Origin of the sequence: Ideonella margarita, assembly GCF_038066635.1 — a bacterium.
GTDB classification, from domain to species: domain Bacteria; phylum Pseudomonadota; class Gammaproteobacteria; order Burkholderiales; family Burkholderiaceae_C; genus Ideonella; species Ideonella margarita.
Window position 1 is genome coordinate 78,029 of record NZ_JBBUTI010000005.1, and the last position, 20,633, is coordinate 98,661.

Genomic DNA, 20,633 nt, shown 5'->3' on the forward strand with positions numbered 1-20,633 from the left:
CATGAACAAGTTCCCTCTGATTCGCCATCCGCTGACCACGGTCGCGCTGCTCATTGGCAGCGCGCTGGCCAGCCAAACCGCCCAGGCCGGCCCGACCTACACGGCGCGTGCGCTGGACTTGCCCGTCGGCCAACCCTGCTACCTCAATGACCTGAACAACAAGGGCCAGGTGGTGGGTGCTTGCATGTCGGCGGACCGGTCCAGCTATGCCGCCTTCGCGACCGCCGCCAAGGGCAAGCGCGCCTCGTCCGTGGGCACCCTGGGTGGCACGATGAGCTGGGTCAATGGGGTGAACAACGCGGGCGTGCTGGTAGGCGACGCCACCGTGGACGGCGACATGAGCAGCCATGCGTGGATGAAGGCGCCCGGTGGCGAGATGATCGACCTCGGCACGCTCGGCGGCACCGACAGTGCGGCCTCGGACGTGAACGACAAGGGCTTGATCGTGGGTGTCTCGGCGGTGGACGACGCCGGCAGCCAGGCCGGCTTCGTCATCCTGCCCGGCAGCACCCAGATGCAGGCGGTGCCCACGCTGGGCGGCACGTATGCCCGCGTTGCGGCCGTCAACAACAGGGGCGTGATCGCCGGCACCTCGCTGCTGGCTGGCGACGTGGAGACCCGCGCCTTTTACAGCCGTGCGCCCTACCGCAAGCTGGTCATGCTCGATTCCCTCGGTGGCCAGGTGACCGATATTGCCGACATCAATGACAGCGGCAAGATGGTCGGCTTTGCCACCCCGCCCAACAGCAAGCTGCGCCGCGCAGTGACCGCTCAGGTGGGTAGCACGGCGCTGACCGAGCTGGCCACCCCGGCCGGCCGCAACGCCCGGGCCAACGGCATCAACAGCGCCGGCCTGATCGTGGGCACGCACCTGCATGCCACCGAAAACCGTGCAGTGGCCTTCAGCTGCACCGGCAATTGCAGCAGCGACCTGACCGACCTCAACAGCGTCGTGACGGACCTGCCGGCAGGTGTGACGCTGGTCAGCGCCCAACGCGTGAACGACAAAGGCATGATCAGCGCCCAGGGCTCCGACGGCCGCCTGTATCTGCTGCTGCCTCAGGCGCAGTGAGCCAGCGCGCTTAGACGCTGGTGCGCCTCATCCTGCGGGTCAGCCGGCACGCTCTGGCGGGCCCGCAGGTAGCGGTGGCTGAAGACATCAAGGTAAGCCTCCAGCGTTTGCGCGGCGTGCTCGTCGCCAGCCATGGCCAGGCACAGCGCCGCCACTTCCGATGTGCAGAAGTGATGCTCGTGGATCGAGCGCCGCAGCCGGTAGCGTGAGAGCTGCCCGGGGTTCAGGCTCAACACCGGCAGTCCCGCCAGGTACGGGCTCTTGCGGAACATCTTGCGCGCCTCCGACCACGTGCCGTCCAGCAGCACGAACAACGGCCGACGCGCCGGGCTCATCGGCTGAGCCAGCTCCAGCGATTCATGCACTCTCCCTGGCTCGGCAAACTCCCCCGGAAACACCACCCATGGCTGCCATTGCGGATCGGCCAGTAGCGCCAGCAACCCGGGCGCCACCTGCAGCCGCGACCAGGAAAACGCAAACGTCTCAGGCACCACATCAGCCACCAGCCAGCCGGTGTTGCTCGGCTTGAGCGCTTCGAACTCGGCCATCAACAGGCAGATGCCGGCCCGCGTGGGCACCACCGGCCGCAGACTGCACATGCAGTGGCTGGGCGCCAGCCGGCAGTTCAGGCAGCGTGGCTTGCGCGGCTCCCCGCGGTCCAGGCGCGGGCGGGTGCTGCTGTTGGCTAGGCTGCTGCTGCGCAGGCGGGCCACGGCGTGGGGCGGGTGTGCAGCGGCTGCGGGCGACCCATCGGCAGAAGCCACCAGAGGCCACGCACCTATGTGCGGGGAACAATCCATGGCGCCGATGTTACGTGGTGGGCTGACCATGGCAGCCACAGGGCGGCACAGCCACGACGCGGCAAGATCATCCAGAATCAGTCGCATGCCTTCACACACACCGATGCGCGCGCAGCCACCCCACGGTCTTGAACCTCGGAGCCTGCCGCCGCAGGCCCACTGGCCCGGTGTGCCGCTCGCGGTGGGCATGCTGAGCCTCAGCGCCTGGTGTGCACTGGGCATAGCGCCCGCGCACGCTCAAGCGCCCTCGCCCACACCAACCCGTGACGCACGCATCCAACAGGTCGAAAACGGCTTGCTGCCGGCGATGGTGAACCCGCAGACCGTGCCGATGCGCCTCAGCGATCGCATGCGGGCACTGAACATTCCGGGCCTCAGCGTCGCGGTGGTGGACCGAGGCCAGCTGGTGTGGGCGCACGCCTGGGGCACCGCCCAGCCCGGCGTGGTCATGACGCCGGAGACGGTGCTGCAAGCCGCCAGCATCAGCAAGCCCGTGAGCGCCGTAGCCGCGCTGCAGGCCGTCGACCAGGGCAGGCTCGGGTTGGATACCGACCTGACCAGCCACCTGCGCACCTGGCCGCTGCCTGCTGGCGCGCAAACGGCTGACAAGCCGGTGACGCTGCGACGGCTGCTCAGCCACAACGCGGGCTTCACGGTGTCGGGCTTCAATGGTTACCTTCCCAGCGGGCCGGTGCCCACCGTTCTGCAGGTACTGGACGGCCTGCCGCCGGCCAATTCAGCTGCGGTGCGGGTGGGCTGGTTGCCTGGCAGCGAGCGTCAGTATTCGGGCGGTGGCTACACGGTGCTGCAGCAACTGCTGGAAGACGTTTACCGCGAGCCATTTGCAGCGTGGATGCAGCAAGCTGTGCTCGGCCCGGCGGGCATGACGCACAGCTTCTTCGCGCCGCCCGGCCCGCTGACGCCGTTGCAAATGGCCACGGCAGCAATGGGGCACCAGCGTGGGCAGATGATCGAAGGCGGCTACCGCATTCACCCCGAACTGGCGGCGGCCGGCTTGTGGACGACACCCAGCGATCTGGCGCGTTTCAATCTGGCCTTGCCCCGCCTGCTGCGCCCGGCCACCCTGGCCGAGGCCTTGCGGCTGCAAAGTGAGCGCAGTGGCCTCGGCTTCGTGATCGACCCGCTGACGGGCCGCTACGGCCACGATGGCGGCAATGCCGGCTTTGAGTCACGCTGGCTGGCCAGCCCCGAAGACGGTGGGCGCGCCGTGGTGCTGATGGCCAACTCGAACGATGCGATCGGCCTGATGAATGAAGTCGTGCGTGCCATCGCCACGGCCCATGGCTGGACCCGCTGGATGCCCGCCACCCAGGCCTCGGTGACTGAAACGCTCACCACCACCCCGATGTTCGTGCGCGGCAGCCTGAACGACTGGGGCACTGGCCTGGCCTTGCAAAAGGTGGCTCCCGGGCGTTATGCCGGCACCACGCAGCATGCGCTGCCGGTGGGCCGGGTGGAGTTCAAGATCGCCTCGGGCGATTGGGACACGGTGGACCTTGGCGGCGCCAGCGGCGCCAACGCTGCGGCAATGACCTTGGCCCAGCCCACGGCGCTCAACCTCGGCGGCAGCAACCTGGTGTTCGATGTGCCACAGCCGGGGCGCTACCGGTTCGAGCTGGACACTACCAGCCCCACCGCCATCCGCTTGCGCATCACGCGGGTGGCCGGGCGCTGAGGCCGACCCGGTTTTCGTCTTTCGCCCGCGCACTGCAAACAGCCGCAACGTTCTTCAACCACGGCTGGCGGGCCCAGTGCGCCTGGGCGAACGACTCAATCCGGGCCTGGTAGGTGAGCGACAGGCCGATGCTGTCGAGGCCTTCGAGAAACATGCGGCGGTGGCGCGGCATCAACTCGAAATGGGCATTCACCTGCCGGCTGCGCAGGGTTTGCGCGCTCACGTCGATCGACACGGGCACGCCTTGCGGATCATCGGCATCGTCCATCAACCGGGCAATTTCTTCCGGCGTGAGCGTGACCAGCAGCAGCCGGTTGTTCATCGCGTTCGAGTAGAAGATTTCGCCGTAGCTGGACGCCACCACCGCCAAGATGCCGAACTGCTGCAAGCCCCAGACCGCGTGTTCGCGGCTGGAGCCGCAGCCGAAGTTCGAGCCGCCGATCAGGATGTTGGTGCCGGCGTAAGCCGCCTGGTTCAGCACGCATGCCGGCCACGGTTGGCCTTGCGCATCAAAGCGCAGGTCATGCAGCAAGCCGTCTTTCAGGCCAGCCTTGTCGATGCCGCGCAGGAACTGCTTGGGCATGATCTGGTCGGTGTCGAGGTTCTCGATGCGCAGGGCGGCGGCGCGGCCTTCGATGCGGGCTGAGTTTGGGACTGACGTGGGGGCGCTCATGGCAGGGTCTCCAGTTGGCGGGCGTCGGTGATGCGGCCAGTCACGGCGGCGGCAGCGGCCATCGCCGGGCTCATCAGGTGGGTGATGGCACCGCGGCCTTGTCGCCCTTCAAAGTTGCGGTTGGTGGTGGACGCGCAGCGCACGCCGTCGGCCAGCACGTCGTCATTCATCGCCAGGCACATCGAGCACCCCGGCTTGCGCCATTCGAAGCCGGCGTTGATGAACACGCGGTCCAGGCCTTCGGCCTCGGCTGCGGCCTTCACCGCGCCGGAGCCGGGCACCACCATCGCCCGCACGCCCGGCGCCACCTGCCGCCCGCGCACCACGGCAGCAGCGGCGCGCAAATCTTCCATTCGGCCGTTGGTGCACGAGCCGATGAACACATGCTGGACGGGCGTGCCTTCAATGGCGGCGTCTTCGGGCAGCCCGGTGTAGTGCATCGCGCGCTGGGCGCTGCTGCGCACCGGGCCCTCGGGCAAATCAGCCAAGCGCGGCACGCGGCCATCAATGGGCAGCACCTGATCAGGGCTGGTGCCCCAGGTCACGTGCGGGGCGATGCTGGCGGCGTCAAACACATGCGTCACGTCAAGGGCGGCGCCGTCGTCGGTGCGCAGCGTTTGCCACTCGGCCAGTGCGGCGCTCAGGTGCTCGGCGCCAATGTCGGGTGCATGGGCCAGCACGTAGTCGACGGCGGTTTGATCAGGGGCGATGAGCGCGCCGCGCGAGCCGGCTTCCACCGTCATGTTGCACAGCGTGAAGCGCGCTTCGATGGACAAGGCGTTGATGGCCGTGCCGCTGAACTCGACCACGAAGCCGCGGGCCCCTTGCGCGCCGATGCGGCCGATGATGGCCAGCACCAGGTCTTTGGCGGTGACGCCGGTGGGCAGCAGGCCATCCACGCGGATGTGCATGTCGCGCGCCGGGCGGTAGGCCAGCGTCTGCGTGGCCAGCACATGCTCGACCTCGGTGGTGCCAATGCCAAAGCCCAGCGCACCGAGGGCGCCGTAGGTGGTGGTGTGGCTGTCACCGCAGATCACCACCATGCCCGGGCGGATCATGCCCAGCTCAGGCGCCACCACATGCTCGATGCCTTGCAGCGGGTGGTTGGTGTCGAACAGCGGAATTCCGAAGTGCTCGCAGTTCTTCTTCAGGTTGGTGGCCTGCAGTGCAGAAGGCGCATCAGCAATCACGCGGATGGCCGTGGGGTGCGTGGGAATGATGTGGCTCACCACCGCCACGTTCTGGCCGGGCATGGCCACGGTGCGGCCCTGCTCATACAGGCCGGCAAAGGCCTGGGGGCTGGTGTATTCGTTCATCAGGTGCAGGTCACAGAACAACAGCACGTTGTGCTCGTCCAGCTGCGCCACGGTGTGCGCGTCCACCAGCTTGCGGTACAGGGTGCGGGGGGTCATGGTTCAAGCGTGGTTCAAACGTTGTTCAAACTTCTGGCGCGGTGAGGAACGGCAGCGCGCGGGCCAGCAGCGCATCTGGCGCTTCCTCGGGGATGTAGTGGCCGCAGGGCACGGTTTCACCGCGCACGTCGTCGGCCACACGGCGCCATTCATCGAGCGGCTGGAAGCAGCGCTGCACCACGCCATCACGGCCCCACAGGATGAGCAGCGGCGCGCTGACGCGCACACCGTTGTCGCGGTCATGGCGGTCGTGCTCCAGGTCAATGCTGGCGGCAGCGCGGTAGTCCTCACACATGCTGTGGGCGGCGCCGGGCAATGACAGCGCCCGCGTGTACTCGGCGAAGGCCGGGGGATCAAACGGCGACAGGCCCGCGCTGCGCCCGCCCATCACGTCACGCAAGTAGGCGGCGGGGTCGGCTTCGATCAGGCGCTCAGGCAAGGGCGACGGCTGGATCAGGAAGAACCAGTGCCAGTAGGCGCGCGCAAAGGCCTCGGTGGTTTGCTCGTACATCGCCAGCGTGGGCGCAATGTCCAGCAGCACCATGCGGCGCACGGCGGCGGGGTGGTCCACCGCCAGGCGGTGCGCCACGCGGGCGCCGCGGTCGTGCGCCAGCAGGCTGAACTGCGCGTGGCCCAGGTGCTGCATCACGCGCAGCATGTCGCGAGCCATCACGCGCTTGCTGTAGTTGGCGTGGTCGGGCGCGCCGCCGGGTTTGGACGAATCGCCATACCCCCGCAGGTCAGCCAGCACCAGCGTGAAGTGCTGCGCCAGCACCGGCGCCACCTTGTGCCAGATGGCACTTGTTTGCGGATGCCCATGCAGCAAGAGCAGCGGCGCGCCCTGCCCGCCCACCCGCACGCGGATGTGGTGGTTCGGCTCGGTCTCGATGTGGTGGGTGGTGAAGTCGGGGAACAGGTCTGGCGTGGTCATGGTGCTTCCGATCAGATGCGGCCATCGTATGCGTGAATCAGCTGCTCATAATGTCGATTCAAGCAGCTCTTCAGGTCGCTCAGGTTATCAATGGACGGGTTTTCCGACATCGCGTTTTTCTCGGTCGTGGTCAAGCAAGGCAGCCTGGCCGCGGCGGCGCAGCAGCTGGGCGTCACGCCCCCGGCGGTCAGCAAGCGCCTGGCGGCGCTGGAGCGGCGCCTGGGCGTGCGGCTGCTGCTGCGCACTACCCGGCGCATCAGCCTGACGGCCGAGGGAGAAACCTACCTGGTTGATGGCGCACGCGTGCTGGAAGAGTTGCAGGCGCTGGAGCGCACCGTGGCGGGCAGCCGCGCCGTGCCCAAGGGCCTGATGCGCGTATGCGCCACGCTGGGCTTTGGCCGCCGGCACCTGGCGCCTGCGCTGTCGGCCTTCGCGCGGCAATGCCCGGAGGTGGACCTGCAACTGCACCTCACCGACCTGCCGGTGAACCTGGTGGAGCAGGGGTTTGATCTGCAACTGCGCTTTGGTGATTTGCCCGATGCCCGCCTGACCGCCCGCCTGCTGGCGCGCAACCAGCGGGTGCTGTGCGCATCGCCGGCTTACCTGCAGCGCGCCGGCATGCCGGCATCACCGCGTGAACTGGCGCAGCACGCCTGCCTGTTCATCCGCGAGAGCGACGAAACCTTCGGCAGCTGGCACCTGCGCAACGGCAGCAAGCTCGAAACCGTGAAGGTGCGCGGGCCGCTGGCCTCGAACGACGGTGAGTGCGTGCTGGGCTGGGCGCTGGACGACCACGGCATCCTGATGCGCTCACTCTGGGAAGCGGCGCCACTGCTGCGTACCGGCCAGCTGCAGCGCGTGCTGCCCGACTGGCGCCTGCCTTCGGCGGACATTCACGCCGTGTTCCCTGCGCGAGATCATCTGTCGGCCAAGACACGCGCGCTGGTGGACTTTCTGCTGCGCACCTTCGAGCCCCACCGTGCCACTGAAGACGGCGCCTGGTAGCCTCACCGCTGCCGCCAACCTTGCCGCACGCAGGAATGGCCCGACGGGCCAGAATGCATGATCGCCAGTCAACACCCTCAGGAGACACCATGGGCCACACCATCACCTTCACCCGCCCCGACGGCCAACCCGCGCGCGGCTATCTGGCCGAACCCGCGAACGCCACCAACGCCCCGGGCGTGGTGGTGATCCAGGAATGGTGGGGCCTGAACGACCAGATCCGCGGCGTGGCTGACCGCCTGGCCGCCGCCAGCTACCGCGCGCTGGTGCCTGACCTGTACCGCGGCAAGCACACCGTGGAAGCCGAAGAAGCCCATCACCTGATGGACGGACTGGACTTTGGCCAGGCCGCGTCACAAGACATTCGCGGCGCCGTGCAGTACATGAAGGCCAGCTCAGACAAGGTCGGCGTGACCGGCTACTGCATGGGCGGCGCGCTGACCGTGCTGGCCATGACCATGGTGCCCGAGGCCGACGCCGGCGTGGTCTGGTACGGCCTGCCGCCGCTGGCCTATGTGGACGCCAGCAAGATCACCGCCCCGGTGATGGCGCACTGGGCGACGCAGGACCAGGCCTTCGCCATTGCCGATGTGGACGCCCTGGAAGCGGTGCTGAACACGGCCGGCGTGGCGTATGAGGGCCACCGCTACCTGGCCCAGCACGCCTTCGCGAATGAAACCGCACAAGGCCCGGGCCGCCTGCCCTCTACCCAGTACGACGCCGCCTGGGCGCAAATGGCCTGGGACCGTACGCTGCGCTTCTTCGGGCGCACGCTGGGCTGAAGCCCGCTTTAAGAAGGGCTGAAGCGCCAGTTCACGGCGCGTCAGCCCAGCGCAGGTGCACCACCCGGTAGCCATGCGCCTTCAAGGCGGCCAGCATGGTGGGCAAGGCGCGCGCCGTCTGGTCTTGCGCGTCATGCAGCAAGATGATGCCGCTGCCCTTCGGACGCAGCTGCGCCAGCAGCCGCTCGGTGAGCATGGCCGGGGTTTGATCCGGCAGCCAATCATCGGCACCGGCATCCACCGACATCACCGTGATGGCCTGTGCCTTCAACGCCGCGTGCAAGGCCGGCGTCTCTTCCAGGAACGGAAAGCGGTAGGCCGCAGGCTGCCCGCCAAACACCTGCCGCCAGGCCGCCTGCATGGCGGACAAATCAGCCAGCTGGGCCGCTTCAGGCAACTCACCAAAGTGCGGATGCTGGAAGCCATGCATGCCCACCGTGTGGCCCGCAGCCGCCACCTGCTTGGCCAGCGCGGGCTGCTGCAACAGCGGCTCACCGTTCATGAAAAACGTGGCCAACACACAGTGCTGCGCCAGCGCCCGCAACACCAGCGGCGTTGATTCCGCACGCGGGCCGTCATCAAACGTGAGCAGCACTTCGCCGGGCTGCAAGGGCAGCGGCGGGTGCTGCGCAGTGCCGTAGGCTGCAGCGGCACGAGGCATCGTGAGGGTGCGGCTGGTGCCGAGGGCGTCGGCGGGGCAGCTGGCTGAGGCCATGGTGGTGAAGAGCAGCGCCGCTGGCAGAGACGCCAAGGCGGCGAGCGCACGGAAGCTGAGCGCGCGGCGAAGCGTTGGCAGCGTTGCCATTGACCACATGGCTGTCCTTGTTCTGGATGAAGCCATGAGTCTATCGGGCGTGCCGCCTGCGCGCAGCGGTCGCTCAATACGCCAGCAGGTCGATCACGCTCTTGCCGTTTTCCACCACGGCTTGCCAACGCGCAGGTGCGGTGCTTGCTGCCGCATACAGCACACCCGCGTAGCTGCCAGCCGCCAGCGTGCCGCAGTTCTGCAGGTTCAGGGTCACCGCCTTGGCACCACCGTAGCTGCTGGCCAGATCGACCTGACCGCTGAGCTTGCAGGTGCTGGCGGCTGCCGCGGTGATGCGGCCATCGGCGGCGACACTCAAGGCCGCAGGCTTGCCGTCCAGCAAGAGCTGGTAGTCACCGGCCAGCGCGGGGCCGCTCAGTGGGGTCAGCGTCAGGGGCTCGCTACGGCTGTAGCTGGGCGTGACAAACGCAGCGCCGGCCGGGGCGCGACGGGCCTCTGTCTTGTTGCTGATGTGCATGACCGTGGCGGCGGCATCGCCATCGTCAGACAGCAGCACAAAGCCCTGGCCCGCCGCGTTGACCAGCGTCAGGCCGACAGCGGCGCTGTCGCCTTGCGCAGCAGTCAGGTAGGCGCCTTCGGCCCGGGTGGGTACAGCGCTGGTCGGCGCGGAGGTGTCATCGCCACTTCCGCCGCAGGCCGCCAGCCAGATCGTCATCGCGGTCAGGACACTTGCCGTCAGCAGTGGTGGGGTGGATGCCTTCGTCATGTCAGCATTCCTCATGGTGCCAGCGCGTTGAGCTTGAGCTTCAGCGCCTCCTCGAAGGCACGGCGCGCTTGCGGCACGCCTTCCACGGGCGACAGGGTCACCGCCGTCTTGCTGTCGATGACGTTGGCTTCGGACGTGGCCGCCGTGTCTTTGGGCATGACCACCGCGTTGGGCAAGGTGGTGCCACCCGGCGCGAGCGAGATGCCGGGCAAAGGCAGATTCACGCCCGAAGCCACGGCCAGGCCGCTGTCAGACAGCTTCTCGTAGAAGGCAGGCGCATAAGCCGTGGCCTTGCCGAGCTTTGTGAACTTGAACGGCAACGCCTTGCCGGCACCGGCAGTGAAGTCCGGGATGTTCACGTTCAGGCCCACGCCCACCGGCATCAGCAAGCCACCCGCCTTGCTCTTGTTGGCCACCAGGCCGTCCACCAACTTGACCACGAGGTCAGCCACCTCGAACGCACGGTGCGTCGTCGGCAGCGAGGTGGCCCAGGTCACCTGCGTGGTGGTGGCGTCGCTCACCGCCAGCGCCGGCAGGTTGCGGTTGATGGCGTAGATCAGGTTGTTGAAGGTGCCGCTGCTGGTGTTGATGGCGCCTGTGTTGTTGCCCTCGTTCGGGCCGGAAATCACCAGGTCCGGCTGCGCATTCCACTTCTTCTTCGCCAACACATCGATGCCGTACAGGCAGGCGGCCACCGGCGTGCCGTTGACGTAGCTCACGTCCGCGTCAGAGGCGTCGGTGCCCACGCCGGCCGTGCCGGCCAGCAAGCCCAGCGCCTTGGCGCCACGCTCATTCCCCGTGAGCGCAGGGATTGGCGCCAGAAAACTGATGTAGCCGCCGCGACCCGACTGGTTGTCGATCGGGGCGGCGATGACTGCGCTGTGGCCTGCGGCCATCAGCTTCTGCTTCAGTGCGCGGATATTGGCAGCGGTGATGCCGTCGTCGTTGCAGAGCAGGATGTTCAGCGCCGAAGCCGGCAGCGCGGCGAGCGCGGCGCACAGGCCGAGGGCCAGTCGTGTGGTGGTCAATGAGTTCATGGCAATGGATTGAAAGACGGGAGACCAAATGCTGGATAGCCCGCATGACAGTGCCGTGAAGCCAGGGTGCCGTTGGCCGGGTGCACGACAGGTTGGCCGAGAAGTAGATGGCCAGGCGTCGCGGATGCGACCTCAGGACTGCCAACGCCTACAAAGAAGAATCGGCAGTCCTCAGGTGTGTGGATTGGCGCCTTGGGGTTGGAGCGCGTACGTGGGGGCCCGTGGATGTCACTGCAACCGCTCCGCGCTGTACGCAGCGTCCATGTGTCGAGTGACAGGCCGCGGGAGGGAAGGATCCTTGCGTCTACGCGTGGCGAGCGCTGGCGTGTCGTTCCATCTGCTGACCGAACGCACAGTGACGGACTCGCCGACCCCTCGGCGGCCGCGCCGTCATCACCGTCGCCCTGAAGGGCAAAGGTTCGGCGCAGCGCGGGTCAGGGCGCCATGCCTGACTGGAGCCTGATGTTCAGGCCGACTCAACTGCCAGACTGACCGACCCCCGCCTCCCCCACCACCCCACACAACCAATCCATCACCGCCCGCACCCGGGGCGAAAGGTGCCTCCGGTTCGGATACAGCAAATTCAGCGGCATCGGTGGCGCCGGGTATTGCGGCAGCACTTCCACCAGCGCGCCGCTTTGCAGGTGCGCGGCTTGTCCGATGTTGGGCACCTGGATGATCCCCAGGCCGGCCAGGCAGGCGGCTGAGTAGGCTTCGGCGTTGTTCACCGTCACGGCGCCTTGCATGGCGATGCTTTGCGGCGCGCCGGTTTCATCGGTGTATTCAAACCCGGCTGATTTGCCGCCCAGCGTACCCACGAAGTGAATCAGGCGGTGGTGCTGCAAATCGGCCAGTGTTTGCGGCACGCCGTGGGCTTGCAGGTAGGCGGGGCTGGCGCAGTTGAGTTGCCGCATTTCGCCCAGCGGGCGGGCCACCAGGCTGGTGTCCACCACGCTGCCGGTGCGCAGCACGCAGTCAAAGCCTTCGCGCACCAGGTCGACGCGGCGTTCGGTGCTGCTCACTTCCACTTCCAGCAGCGGGTGCGCGGCCAGCAACTCTGGCAGGCGGGGGATGACAACGTGCCGCGCGAGGCCGGTGCTCATGTCGATGCGCACGCGGCCGGCCAGGCCCTGGGTCTTGTGCTGCTGGAACATGGTCTGCAGCTCTTCCATGTCGGCCACCACGTCTTTGCTGCGCTCGTAAAACGCCTGGCCGTCTTGCGTCAGCTGCACACGCCGCGTGGTGCGGTGAAGCAGGCGCGCGCCCAATTCGGCCTCCAGCTGCTGCACCGCGATCGTTGCGCTGGCCTTGGGCAGGTTCAGGCTGAGTGCAGCCTGGCTGAAGCTGGCCAGCTCAGCCACGCGGTGAAAGATGTGCAGGCGCTCAATCGGGTTCATTGTTCGATTATTGGCGAACAGTTAAACCATGGATTGCTTATTTATGCGGAGATGTCGAATCAATAGACTGCCGTCATGCCTTCAACAGGCCGTCCAGGAAACCACCCAACCGGAAGCACTCCATGACTGCACACACTTCAGCCACCAAGACAACCACCCCCCCCATCGCCCTCATCACCGGCGGCAGCCGTGGCCTGGGCAAGAGCACCGCCCTGCATCTGGCCGCACAGGGCAGCGACATCATCCTCACCTACCGCAGCGCCAAGGCAGAAGCCGAAGCCACGGTGGCGGCCATCCAGGCGCTGGGCCGCCAGGCCGTGGCCTTGCAACTGGATGTGGGCCACAGCGCCAGCTTTGCCGGCTTTGCTGAAGCCGTGAAGCACGCACTGGCCGCCACCTTCGGCCGCAGCAGTTTTGACCACCTGGTGAACAACGCAGGCGAAGGCCGGTATGCCAGTTTCATGGAGACCACCGAGGCGCAGTTCGACGACCTGATGAACGTGCACCTGAAAGGTGTGTTCTTCCTGACGCAGGCGTTGCTGCCGTTGATGGACGACGGCGGCCGCATCGTCAACATCTCCAGCGGCCTGACGCGCTTCGCGCTGCCCGGCTACGCCGCCTATGCGGCAATGAAGGGCGCGGTGGAAGTGCTGAGCCGTTACCTGGCCAAGGAGCTGGGTGGGCGCGGCATTGCCGTGAACACGCTGGCGCCGGGCGCGATCGAGACTGATTTCGGCGGCGGCGCGGTGCGCGACAACGCGCAGCTGAACCAGTTCGTGGCGGCGCAAACCGCACTGGGCCGCGTGGGCCAGCCAGACGACATCGGCGGCGCGATTGCCGCCTTGCTGGCCCCGGGCAGCGGCTGGGTCAATGCCCAGCGCATCGAGGCGTCCGGCGGGATGTTCGTGTAAACACCCCGCCGGCCTCGCTCATCAGCCCATCCGCAGGCCGGGGGCTTGCACGGGCACCGCTTCTTCGCGCGGCACCAGCCACCAGGTCAGCAGGTAGGCCACCAGGCCGGTGCCGCCGCACAGCACCAGCATCGTGAAGCCCAGGCGCCACAGCCAGGTGGGCAGGCCGCTGATGCGGGCCAGGCCGCCGCACACGCCACCCAGCCAGCGGTCGTTGCGGCTCAGGCGCAGCTTGTTCAGGGCCGACATCAGCGGCTGTGTCTGAGCAGCCGACGAAGGCAGCGGGCTGTTCAGCAAACGGGCCTTGGCCTGCTCGTATTCAGTGGCCGTCAATTGGCCGCGCTGGTGCAAGTCGGCCAGGGCTTGAAATTCTTCGCTGAGGCTCATGGTGGGCTCCGGGGTGGTGTGTTGCGATGGGTGAACTGTGCGCCCACACGCCCCGTGCCGCCAGTGCCATGCGACAGGCCGCGTTCAGGGCCGATGCACTGCGTTTTGCCCGGATGCGCCTGCCAGCAAGGGCGTCACGCGCGGGATGGTCAGCATCGTGCTGCCCACCGCCATCAGCAGCAGCGCGGTGAAGGTGTCGGAAGTGATGACCTGTTTGTCGAGCAGCACGTTGGCGAAGATGATCATGATCAGCGCCTTGGTCTGCAGCAGCCAGCCGATGATGCTGGCCTCGCCCGGCGCCCAGCCCAGGATGCGGCCGGCCAGGCGCAGGCCCAGCAGCTTGCCGCTGACGGACGCCACCAGGAACAGCAGCGCAACGCCGAACACCATCGCCCCGCCCACGCCCCACTGCGTGCGCAGGCCGGTGCTGAGGAAGAACACCGGCATGGCCACCAGCAGCACGTGGTGGCGCAGCAGGTCCATCTTGTCCTGGTCGAACCAGCGGGCGTCGAGCACCACGCCGGCCAGGAAGGCGCCCACCATGTAATGCAGGCCCGACCAGTCTGCCCCGAAGCCGCACACCGCCAGCCACACCAGCGCCAGGTACCAGCGGTCACGCTCGGGCACCCGGGCCATCAGACGGCGCACCAGCCAGCTCAGCACGGCGAAGGCCGCCAGGAAAGCCGCTTGCTTGCCCACGCGCTCCCAGTCCAGCAGGATGAGGGCGAGCACTGCCCAGATGGCCAAATCATCCAGGCTGGCGTAACGCAGGATGCGCTGGCCCAGCGGTTCCCGCAGGATGTGCAGCCGCTCCAGAAACAGGATCAGGATGGGCAGCGCCGTGACGGCACACGACATGCCGATGCCCAGCACGAACTGCCAGTTTGTGGCCTTCGGGCCCAGCCAGCCCGGCATGCCCAGCAAGGGCAGCGCAGCCACCGCACCAAACACCAGCGGCACGCCCAGCGCCAGCCCGGCGGTGATGCTGCTTTCGCGGCGCTTTTCCCAGGCCTCGCTGAGATCCAGCTCGATGCCGGCGATGAACACGAAGAGCATCACCGCCCACCACGCCACGCCGTTGAGCGACTGGATGACGGCCGGGTTGAAGACGAAGCGGTAGACGTCCGGAAAGGCTGAGCCAAGAATGCCCGGGCCGAGCGCGATGCCGGTGAGGATCTGTACCACCACCAGCGGCGCGAAGTAATCGGTGCGCCCCAGCCGCCAGATCAGGTAGGGCAGGCCAAAGATCACCGTCATGGCGATCAGGTAAATCTCGGTGGTGTTCATCAACGACGTCTCAAGTGCGAGCTGCCATGCCAAAACGGATGGCGACGCGATTGTGGCCAATTGCCCGGGTTACAGCCACCGTACAAACGACTGAACCGCCGGCCGCACGCGCGGGCTCTTCGCGCGGGTGGGCGTGCCGATGCTGATGAAACACACCGCCTGCTCGCCCGGGGCGATATCGAACGCCTCACGCAGCGCGGCGCTGCCCATCGCCCGCCCGCTGGAGAGCCCCGTGCCAAAGCCCCGGGCCTGCGCCGCCAGCAGCAGGTTCTGGATGGCACAGCCCAGCGACAACCACCGCTCGGGCTCCGGCGCATCGGGCTCGTCTGCACGCAGGTCAGCCACGGCCAGCACCAGCACCGGGCCGCGAAAGGCCTTGGCGCGGGCGTCGGCCAGTTGTTCGGGCAGCGCATCAGCGTCGCGCTCCAGCAGGGCTTGGGCAAATACTTCCGACAAGCGCTCACGCGCAGCGGGGCCCAGCACCAGGAAGCGCCACGGGGTGAGCTGGCGATGGTCGGGCGCCGCAGCGGCGGCTTCAAACAATTGCGTCAGCGTGGCGTCGTCAGGTGCAGGCAGGCCCAGGTGCTTGGGGCCGACGTGCTGGCGTGACTGGATCAGGGTGTCGCACAGCTCAACAAGAGCGCGGGTGGTTTCAGGCATGGTGGCCCCAATTGTGGCTGGCTCTCTGGCTGGCTCTCTGGTTGGCTGAATGGCTGACCGGGCGGCGCCTGCACTTCTAGAATGCCGTGAACCCTGTCGACCACTGCGCACCACCCCGTCCACATGCCCCGCAAAGCCGCACAGCCCTCGCTGGCCGATACCGACGCCGCCCCTGGTGGCGCCGCAGCGGTAGACCGTGCGCTGTCGCTGCTCAATGCCTTTGGCGCGGGTGATGCCAGCCTGAGCCTGGCCGAGCTGGCCCGGCGCACCGGCCTGTACAAGAGCACGGTGCTGCGCCTGCTGGCCTCACTGCGCCATGCCGGCCTGCTGCGGCAACTGGCTGATGGCCACTATGCGCTGGGGCCGGCCGTGGCGCGGCTGCATGCGGTGTACGCCGCCAGCTTCTCGATCGACCAGGATGTGCAGCCCGTGCTGCGCGCGCTGGTGGATCAAACCCGCGAAAGCGCGGCCTTCCATGTGCGGCAAGGCGCGCAGCGTTTGTGCCTGTACCGGGTGGATTCGCCCCAGGTGCTGCGCGACCACGTGCGCATGGGCGATGTGCTGCCGCTGGACCGCGGCGCGGGCGGCCATGTGTTGATGGCGTGGTTGGGTGCTGCGGTGAACACATCAGCCCCGGATGCACAACGGCATGCCGACCTGCACACCCGGATTCGCCGCGACGGCGTCATCGTGCTCAGCGGTGACCGCGTGCCTGACCTGACCGGCATTTCTGCGCCGGTGTTCAAGGCAGGCGGCGAGTTGGTGGGCGCGCTCACCTTGACGCTGCCCACCAGCCGCCTGCAGGCCGGCTTTGCACCGGCCGTGCTGGCTGCTGCGCGCGGTTTGAGCGCGCAGTGGGGGCACGAGGGCCCCCTGCCCGCCTGATCAGTTCAGCTTGATCGGGCCGACGTTCAGGCCATTCGGGTAGGCCGCGTTGTTGGCGTCCTTGTTGGTGTACTGGATGTTGGCATCGAGCAGCAGATAGTTGATCTGCGTGATGTTGCCCAGCACCTGCGCCGCCGTGGTTTCACCGCTGCAGGCGTACTTCACCGTGAACGCGCTCAGCGGCAGCGTGTACACCGCATCGGCACCGGTGATGGTGGTGGCCTTGAAGGTGCTTTGCACTTCCGATGCGCCCGAGTTGGAACCACAACCCGCCACCGCCTTGCCCTGCAACACCACCTGCACCGTCGGCTGCAGGTTGATGAGCTCGGCATTGCCCCACAGGTTCACCTTCAGGTTGGTGTAACTGCTCAGGTCAGCCGAGCCATTGGCCGGTGCCTTCACGAACGCGCCCATGTAGGTGGCCTTGGCGCCCGTGCCATTGAAGCCGTAGCCGAAGTAGAAGCTCGGCGGGGTGTCGTTCGGGGCCTCGCCACCCCAGGCGTACACCTGCGGCGCGCTGGTATCAACGAAGCGCCCGGCATCGCCGCCTTCGGTCGACTTCAGCGTGCTGTCGAGCACACCGGTGAAGTTGCTGGCGAACACGCCGTTGGTCAGGCCCGAACCACCGGAGCTGCCACCGCCGCTGCTGCCTGCGGTGTAGCTCAGCTCGTCGAAGTAGTAGGTGGTGTCGGCCGTCACCTTCGAATCGAAGTGCGGGAAGATGCTGACGCGGTTGTAGGTGGCTGCCGAGTTGAACGTGCCGTTGGTCGGTGCGGCGTAGTCGAAGGTCAAGGTTTCCCAGGCGTTGGCCTTGGTGGTGGTGGCCTTGGCTTCCATGAACACGCCGCCGTCACCGGCGTTCTCCACCTTCAGCATGATCACTTCGCCCGCAGCCGGGCTGTACACCCGCAGCGTCACGACCTTGCTGGTGGCAAAGCCGAACGGCGTGACGGTGTTGCCGCCGGTGCCGCTGGTGTCCAGCGTGGCGCCGGCCCAGGTTTCGCTGGCGGCCGTCTTCACGTAGCGCGCCACCTTGTTGGTGGCCAGCACCGGGTCGTTCGCCACATCGGCCGTCAGGGCGCCGAAGCCGTTGATGGCCAGGCCCGAGGCCGAGAAATCAACACACGGCGACGTGGTGCAGTTGCCGGTGCTGCCCGGGCTGACCACCACCGTGTTGAAGTCTTGCGAGGCCGTGGCTGCGGCCGTGTTGGCATTGCCGGCCTGGTCGGTGAAGGCGGATGCGGCCACGCTGACGGCGATGGTGCCGCTGCTGTTGGCCGCCGGGCTGACCACCAGCGTGGCGCTGGTGCCGCTGACCAGCGTGAACGTGCCCTTCGTGCCACCGGTGACCGTGATGTCAGATGCAGCGAAGCTGGTGCCAGTGTTCTCGCTGAACGTGAAGGTGAAGGTCACATCTCCCGTGGCGCTGGCAGCGCTGACGTTGTCGGTGACGGTGACGGTGGGCGGCGTGGTGTCGGTGGTGCCGGCGGGTGCGGTGGCGTCACCACCGCCGCAGGCGCTGAGCACGCAGGCTGCCGCCAGTGCGGCCATCGAGAAGGGCAGGCTGTGGCCGTGGGCGGCGATCTGTCGGGCTTGGGGGGCTTGCATGGGTTTGTCTCCTGGCTGGGTGGCCGCTCGGGGCGGTGGTTGTTGGTCGTGAAGTACTGCGGTGAACTGAAGGTCGTGCCGCTTAGAAAGCGCTTTCAGAATCCATGAATCAAAGGGCCTGTCTGAACATCAACGGGCTTCAACCGTGATCAGGGTTGCGGGCTGCGCGCCAGGCTGCGCGGCGGTACCGCCAGCGTCTGGCCATCAGAAAAGCGCACCTGGATCGGCCGCGCGCTGGCGTTGTAGGCCAGGTAGGTGGCGCGGCCATCAGGCTTGCGGAACACGGCGAACAAGGGCGTGTCGGCGCGCACCGTCAAATCGGGCTGGCCCATGGCCTGCAGGCTGAGCATCCAGTGCAGCGCGTGTGAGCGGGTATCGCCCAGCTCGAACGAGCCCCAGCGGGTCCATTCGGTCAGTGCCTTGTCGGGGTTGGACAGCGCCAGGTACTTGGCGAAGATGTCTTGCCAGATGTCCGGCGGATCAGCCCGCTTGCCGCGCTGGGCGAACACCGCCATGTCACCCGGCAGGCTGGCGAGGCTGCGCGGGATATAGGCCGGGTCCACCGCCAGGTAGGTGGAGGCGGTGGTGATGGGCAGCAAGTTGATGCCCTTGATCTGCCGCGGCTCGTCGGTCCACCAGGTGTTGTGGGCCAGGCGGCTGCCAAACACCATGCTCACCTCCGGGTGCTTGTACTCAGGCGGCAGGGTGAGCTTGTGGATGTCGAACCAGTAATGCGAGATCGCGTCGACCTCGGTGGTGAACAGGTACATGCCCAGGTCACGCAGCGCAGTGTTGCCGCTCACCTCGCCCCACAGCACCAGGCCGGCCCAGGCGTTGATGGCCTCGGACGAGGATTCCTGGTTGTTGCCATGCGGGCCCATGCCCAGGCCAGACGCCCACGAGTGGCCCTCGTACACATCGAAGTTGCGCAGGAATGGGAAATCAGCGCGGCCGCGCTCGGCCGTGGCGATGTCGGCGATGAGCAGCTTGGTCATCGCGCCCCACTTGTCATCAGCAGCCCAGGCCGGGTCACGCAGCGCGATTTCGGCGGCTGTGCGGATCCAGTAGCCGTAGTGGAAATGGTGGTCGTTCATCTGCACCACGGAGAAGTACTCCTCCGGGTACGCCACCACCGTGCCAAGGGCCTGCTTGTCGTGGTGGAAATAGGTCTTGCGGCTCTCGCCCGACCACCACGATTCAATCCGGTCCTGCATCAGCTTCATCAGCTTGGCTGCACCTTCGGTGTCACCTTGCTGCTCGGCCACATCCATCAGCTTGGCAATGCGCTGCAGGCCCTTGCCCTGCCAGTACGGGCCGTTGCCGATCTCCAGCATCATGCGGCGGGCATTGCGCTGGTCGGTCTTGAGCAGGTCGGCCAACTCATCGGCGCGGGCGCCCTGCACCTTCGGCCACATCGGCACAAAACCGGTCCACGGGCGGCTCACCGAAAAGCTGCTGGCGGCCAGCAGTTTCAAGGGGCCGCGAATGGTGGCGTAGGCCGGGCCCAGCTTGCCAGTGAGCGATGGATTGCCATGCCAGTGGTGCGGGTAGAGCGCCAGCAGCGGGCCGTTGTCGGTGCCTTCAAGCAGGCGGGTCTTGACCTCGTAATGGGCGGTCACGTCACCGGCCGTGACGTTGCTGCGCCAGCTCACCCGTGTGTCGTCAATCACGGACCACGCGTGGCGGGCCAGCAGGGCGAGCGAGGCGGGCTCGGCATCAGGCGCTGCGGCGGCGGTGAGGTAGCCCTTGCCGGCCGGCAGCTTGGCCAGCCAGCGGTCAGGCGCGGTGGTTTGCCACTCCACGCCCGTGGGGCCGAAGAACATGAAGGTGCGACCGGCGCTTTGCAGCACCAGCACCCGCGCATCAGTGGCCCAGGGCAGGCGCGTGGCGCCGCCGGGCAAGGCCAGCGCGAGGTCACCACGTGGCACGTTGAAGCTGACGTACGGACTGCCATGCGCCACGGTGGCAGTGAGCGTGTCGGGGCCGTCGCCCATGGCGATGTCGATCGACCAGTCACCCTGCTTGGCCAGGCGTGCCGGCCAGGGCTTGAACGCGGTGGGCTGCACCAGCACCGGTTGCGCATGCGGGTATTGCACTTCCACGTCGCGGCGCTCGGTGGGCACGATCAGCTTTTGCGGCAGCGCCACTTCAAGGCCGGCCTGCACCGGGCGCACGCTCAGCGGCTGCGCGTAGATCGGCTCAGGGTCACGGTTGAAGATGAGTGTGGAGAACCACTGGTTGGTGGGGGCCGCGCGCTTGAGCATCTCAGCGGTGCGCATCGGGGCGGCGGGCACTGCGGCGTCAGTGCCCCGCGGCGCCAGGGCGACTGCGCCCGCGCCATGGCGCTCCGTATTTGCCTGAGCCTGCACCGCGGGCAAGCACGCCGCCCAGCAGGCCACGGCCATGACCACGGTGCCCGCGGCTTCACGAGCGGTGGACACAACTGAAATGGGGGCAATGGGGGCGTGTCGATTCAGCATGGCTCAAATCATATTGAAAGCGCTTTCAGAAGGCCAATCATCGTTTTCCCGTGGTGGGCAACGGAGGCGGGGTTTTGT

19 protein-coding genes are annotated in these 20,633 nt (G+C 67.3%); 6 read left to right on the forward strand and 13 right to left on the reverse strand.

The genetic code is table 11. The features are described from left to right. Position 1: 1 nt before the first annotated feature. Positions 2-1,072 carry a hypothetical protein gene (locus tag AACH00_RS07850; protein WP_341398538.1) on the forward strand — a complete coding sequence of 357 codons (1,071 nt, stop codon included), beginning with the start codon at positions 2-4 and terminating at the stop codon, positions 1,070-1,072. Here AACH00_RS07850 and AACH00_RS07855 read toward each other — a convergent pair. After that, positions 1,060-1,839 carry a tRNA-uridine aminocarboxypropyltransferase gene (locus tag AACH00_RS07855; protein ID WP_423221916.1) on the reverse strand — a complete coding sequence of 260 codons (780 nt, stop codon included), beginning with the start codon at positions 1,837-1,839 and terminating at the stop codon, positions 1,060-1,062. The genes AACH00_RS07850 and AACH00_RS07855 overlap by 13 nt on opposite strands. A 118-nt stretch (positions 1,840-1,957) precedes the next feature. On the opposite strand from AACH00_RS07855, the gene AACH00_RS07860 reads away from it, so the two are divergent. Then, on the forward strand, positions 1,958-3,568 hold the full coding sequence (locus tag AACH00_RS07860) for a serine hydrolase (protein WP_341398540.1): 1,611 nt from the start codon (positions 1,958-1,960) through the stop codon (positions 3,566-3,568). Here the strand turns inward: AACH00_RS07860 and leuD are convergent. The 3 genes from leuD to AACH00_RS07875 are packed head-to-tail and all read right to left on the reverse strand — an operon-like array spanning position 3,546 to position 6,584. Continuing rightward, on the reverse strand, positions 3,546-4,241 hold the full coding sequence (gene leuD, locus AACH00_RS07865; protein WP_341398541.1) for a 3-isopropylmalate dehydratase small subunit: 696 nt from the start codon (positions 4,239-4,241) through the stop codon (positions 3,546-3,548). The two genes, AACH00_RS07860 and leuD, sit on opposite strands and share 23 nt — an antisense overlap. Beyond that, complete coding sequence (leuC, locus tag AACH00_RS07870; protein ID WP_341398542.1) at positions 4,238-5,653, reverse strand: 3-isopropylmalate dehydratase large subunit; 1,416 nt, start codon at positions 5,651-5,653, stop codon at positions 4,238-4,240. Before leuC ends, leuD begins: the two co-directional genes overlap by 4 nt. A gap of 25 nt (positions 5,654-5,678) precedes the next feature. Then, the gene (locus tag AACH00_RS07875; protein ID WP_341398543.1) at positions 5,679-6,584 is read right to left on the reverse strand and encodes an alpha/beta fold hydrolase; all 906 of its coding nucleotides are present in this window, start codon (positions 6,582-6,584) and stop codon (positions 5,679-5,681) included. Between the two features lie 90 nt (positions 6,585-6,674). Between AACH00_RS07875 and AACH00_RS07880 the strand changes: the two genes are divergently transcribed. Together AACH00_RS07880 and AACH00_RS07885 are read left to right on the forward strand one after the other, a co-directional pair. Beyond that, complete coding sequence (locus tag AACH00_RS07880) at positions 6,675-7,589, forward strand: LysR family transcriptional regulator (RefSeq protein WP_341398544.1); 915 nt, start codon at positions 6,675-6,677, stop codon at positions 7,587-7,589. A gap of 89 nt (positions 7,590-7,678) precedes the next feature. Next, on the forward strand, positions 7,679-8,371 hold the full coding sequence (locus AACH00_RS07885; RefSeq protein ID WP_341398545.1) for a dienelactone hydrolase family protein: 693 nt from the start codon (positions 7,679-7,681) through the stop codon (positions 8,369-8,371). A gap of 31 nt (positions 8,372-8,402) precedes the next feature. On the opposite strand, the gene AACH00_RS07890 is transcribed toward AACH00_RS07885, so the two are convergent. From AACH00_RS07890 to AACH00_RS07905, 4 genes are all read right to left on the reverse strand, one after another. Continuing rightward, the gene (locus tag AACH00_RS07890; RefSeq protein WP_341398546.1) at positions 8,403-9,176 is read right to left on the reverse strand and encodes a polysaccharide deacetylase family protein; all 774 of its coding nucleotides are present in this window, start codon (positions 9,174-9,176) and stop codon (positions 8,403-8,405) included. A 73-nt stretch (positions 9,177-9,249) separates the two neighbouring features. Then, positions 9,250-9,903, reverse strand: coding sequence for a hypothetical protein (locus AACH00_RS07895; RefSeq protein WP_341398547.1), 654 nt, complete (start codon positions 9,901-9,903; stop codon positions 9,250-9,252). 11 nt (positions 9,904-9,914) lie between these two features. Next, positions 9,915-10,940 carry a 5'/3'-nucleotidase SurE gene (locus AACH00_RS07900; protein ID WP_341398548.1) on the reverse strand — a complete coding sequence of 342 codons (1,026 nt, stop codon included), beginning with the start codon at positions 10,938-10,940 and terminating at the stop codon, positions 9,915-9,917. A 476-nt stretch (positions 10,941-11,416) separates the two neighbouring features. After that, positions 11,417-12,337, reverse strand: a complete 921-nt coding sequence (locus tag AACH00_RS07905) for a LysR family transcriptional regulator (protein ID WP_341398549.1) — start codon at positions 12,335-12,337, stop codon at positions 11,417-11,419. A gap of 122 nt (positions 12,338-12,459) precedes the next feature. Between AACH00_RS07905 and AACH00_RS07910 the strand changes: the two genes are divergently transcribed. After that, positions 12,460-13,248, forward strand: coding sequence for an SDR family NAD(P)-dependent oxidoreductase (locus AACH00_RS07910; protein WP_341398550.1), 789 nt, complete (start codon positions 12,460-12,462; stop codon positions 13,246-13,248). 21 nt (positions 13,249-13,269) lie between these two features. On the opposite strand, the gene AACH00_RS07915 is transcribed toward AACH00_RS07910, so the two are convergent. The 3 genes from AACH00_RS07915 to AACH00_RS07925 all read right to left on the reverse strand — a co-directional run bounded on the left by AACH00_RS07915 (position 13,270) and on the right by AACH00_RS07925 (position 15,582). Continuing rightward, positions 13,270-13,635: a PspC domain-containing protein gene (locus AACH00_RS07915; RefSeq protein WP_341398551.1), complete on the reverse strand. Its 366-nt coding sequence runs from the start codon at positions 13,633-13,635 to the stop codon at positions 13,270-13,272. An 84-nt stretch (positions 13,636-13,719) separates the two neighbouring features. Next, a complete protein-coding gene (locus tag AACH00_RS07920) occupies positions 13,720-14,922 on the reverse strand; it encodes a cation:proton antiporter (protein ID WP_341398552.1) in 1,203 nt (400 codons plus the stop codon). A gap of 69 nt (positions 14,923-14,991) precedes the next feature. Continuing rightward, the gene (locus AACH00_RS07925; protein ID WP_341398553.1) at positions 14,992-15,582 is read right to left on the reverse strand and encodes a nitroreductase family protein; all 591 of its coding nucleotides are present in this window, start codon (positions 15,580-15,582) and stop codon (positions 14,992-14,994) included. A 123-nt stretch (positions 15,583-15,705) separates the two neighbouring features. Here AACH00_RS07925 and AACH00_RS07930 point away from each other — a divergent pair, with 123 nt between their 5' ends. Further along, complete coding sequence (locus AACH00_RS07930) at positions 15,706-16,467, forward strand: IclR family transcriptional regulator (RefSeq protein WP_341398554.1); 762 nt, start codon at positions 15,706-15,708, stop codon at positions 16,465-16,467. On the opposite strand, the gene AACH00_RS07935 is transcribed toward AACH00_RS07930, so the two are convergent. Continuing rightward, on the reverse strand, positions 16,468-18,075 hold the full coding sequence (locus AACH00_RS07935; protein ID WP_341398555.1) for an Ig-like domain-containing protein: 1,608 nt from the start codon (positions 18,073-18,075) through the stop codon (positions 16,468-16,470). It abuts the gene before it with no gap. A gap of 149 nt (positions 18,076-18,224) precedes the next feature. After that, a complete protein-coding gene (locus tag AACH00_RS07940; protein ID WP_341398556.1) occupies positions 18,225-20,516 on the reverse strand; it encodes a glycosyl hydrolase in 2,292 nt (763 codons plus the stop codon). Positions 20,517-20,633: the final 117 nt, after the last annotated feature.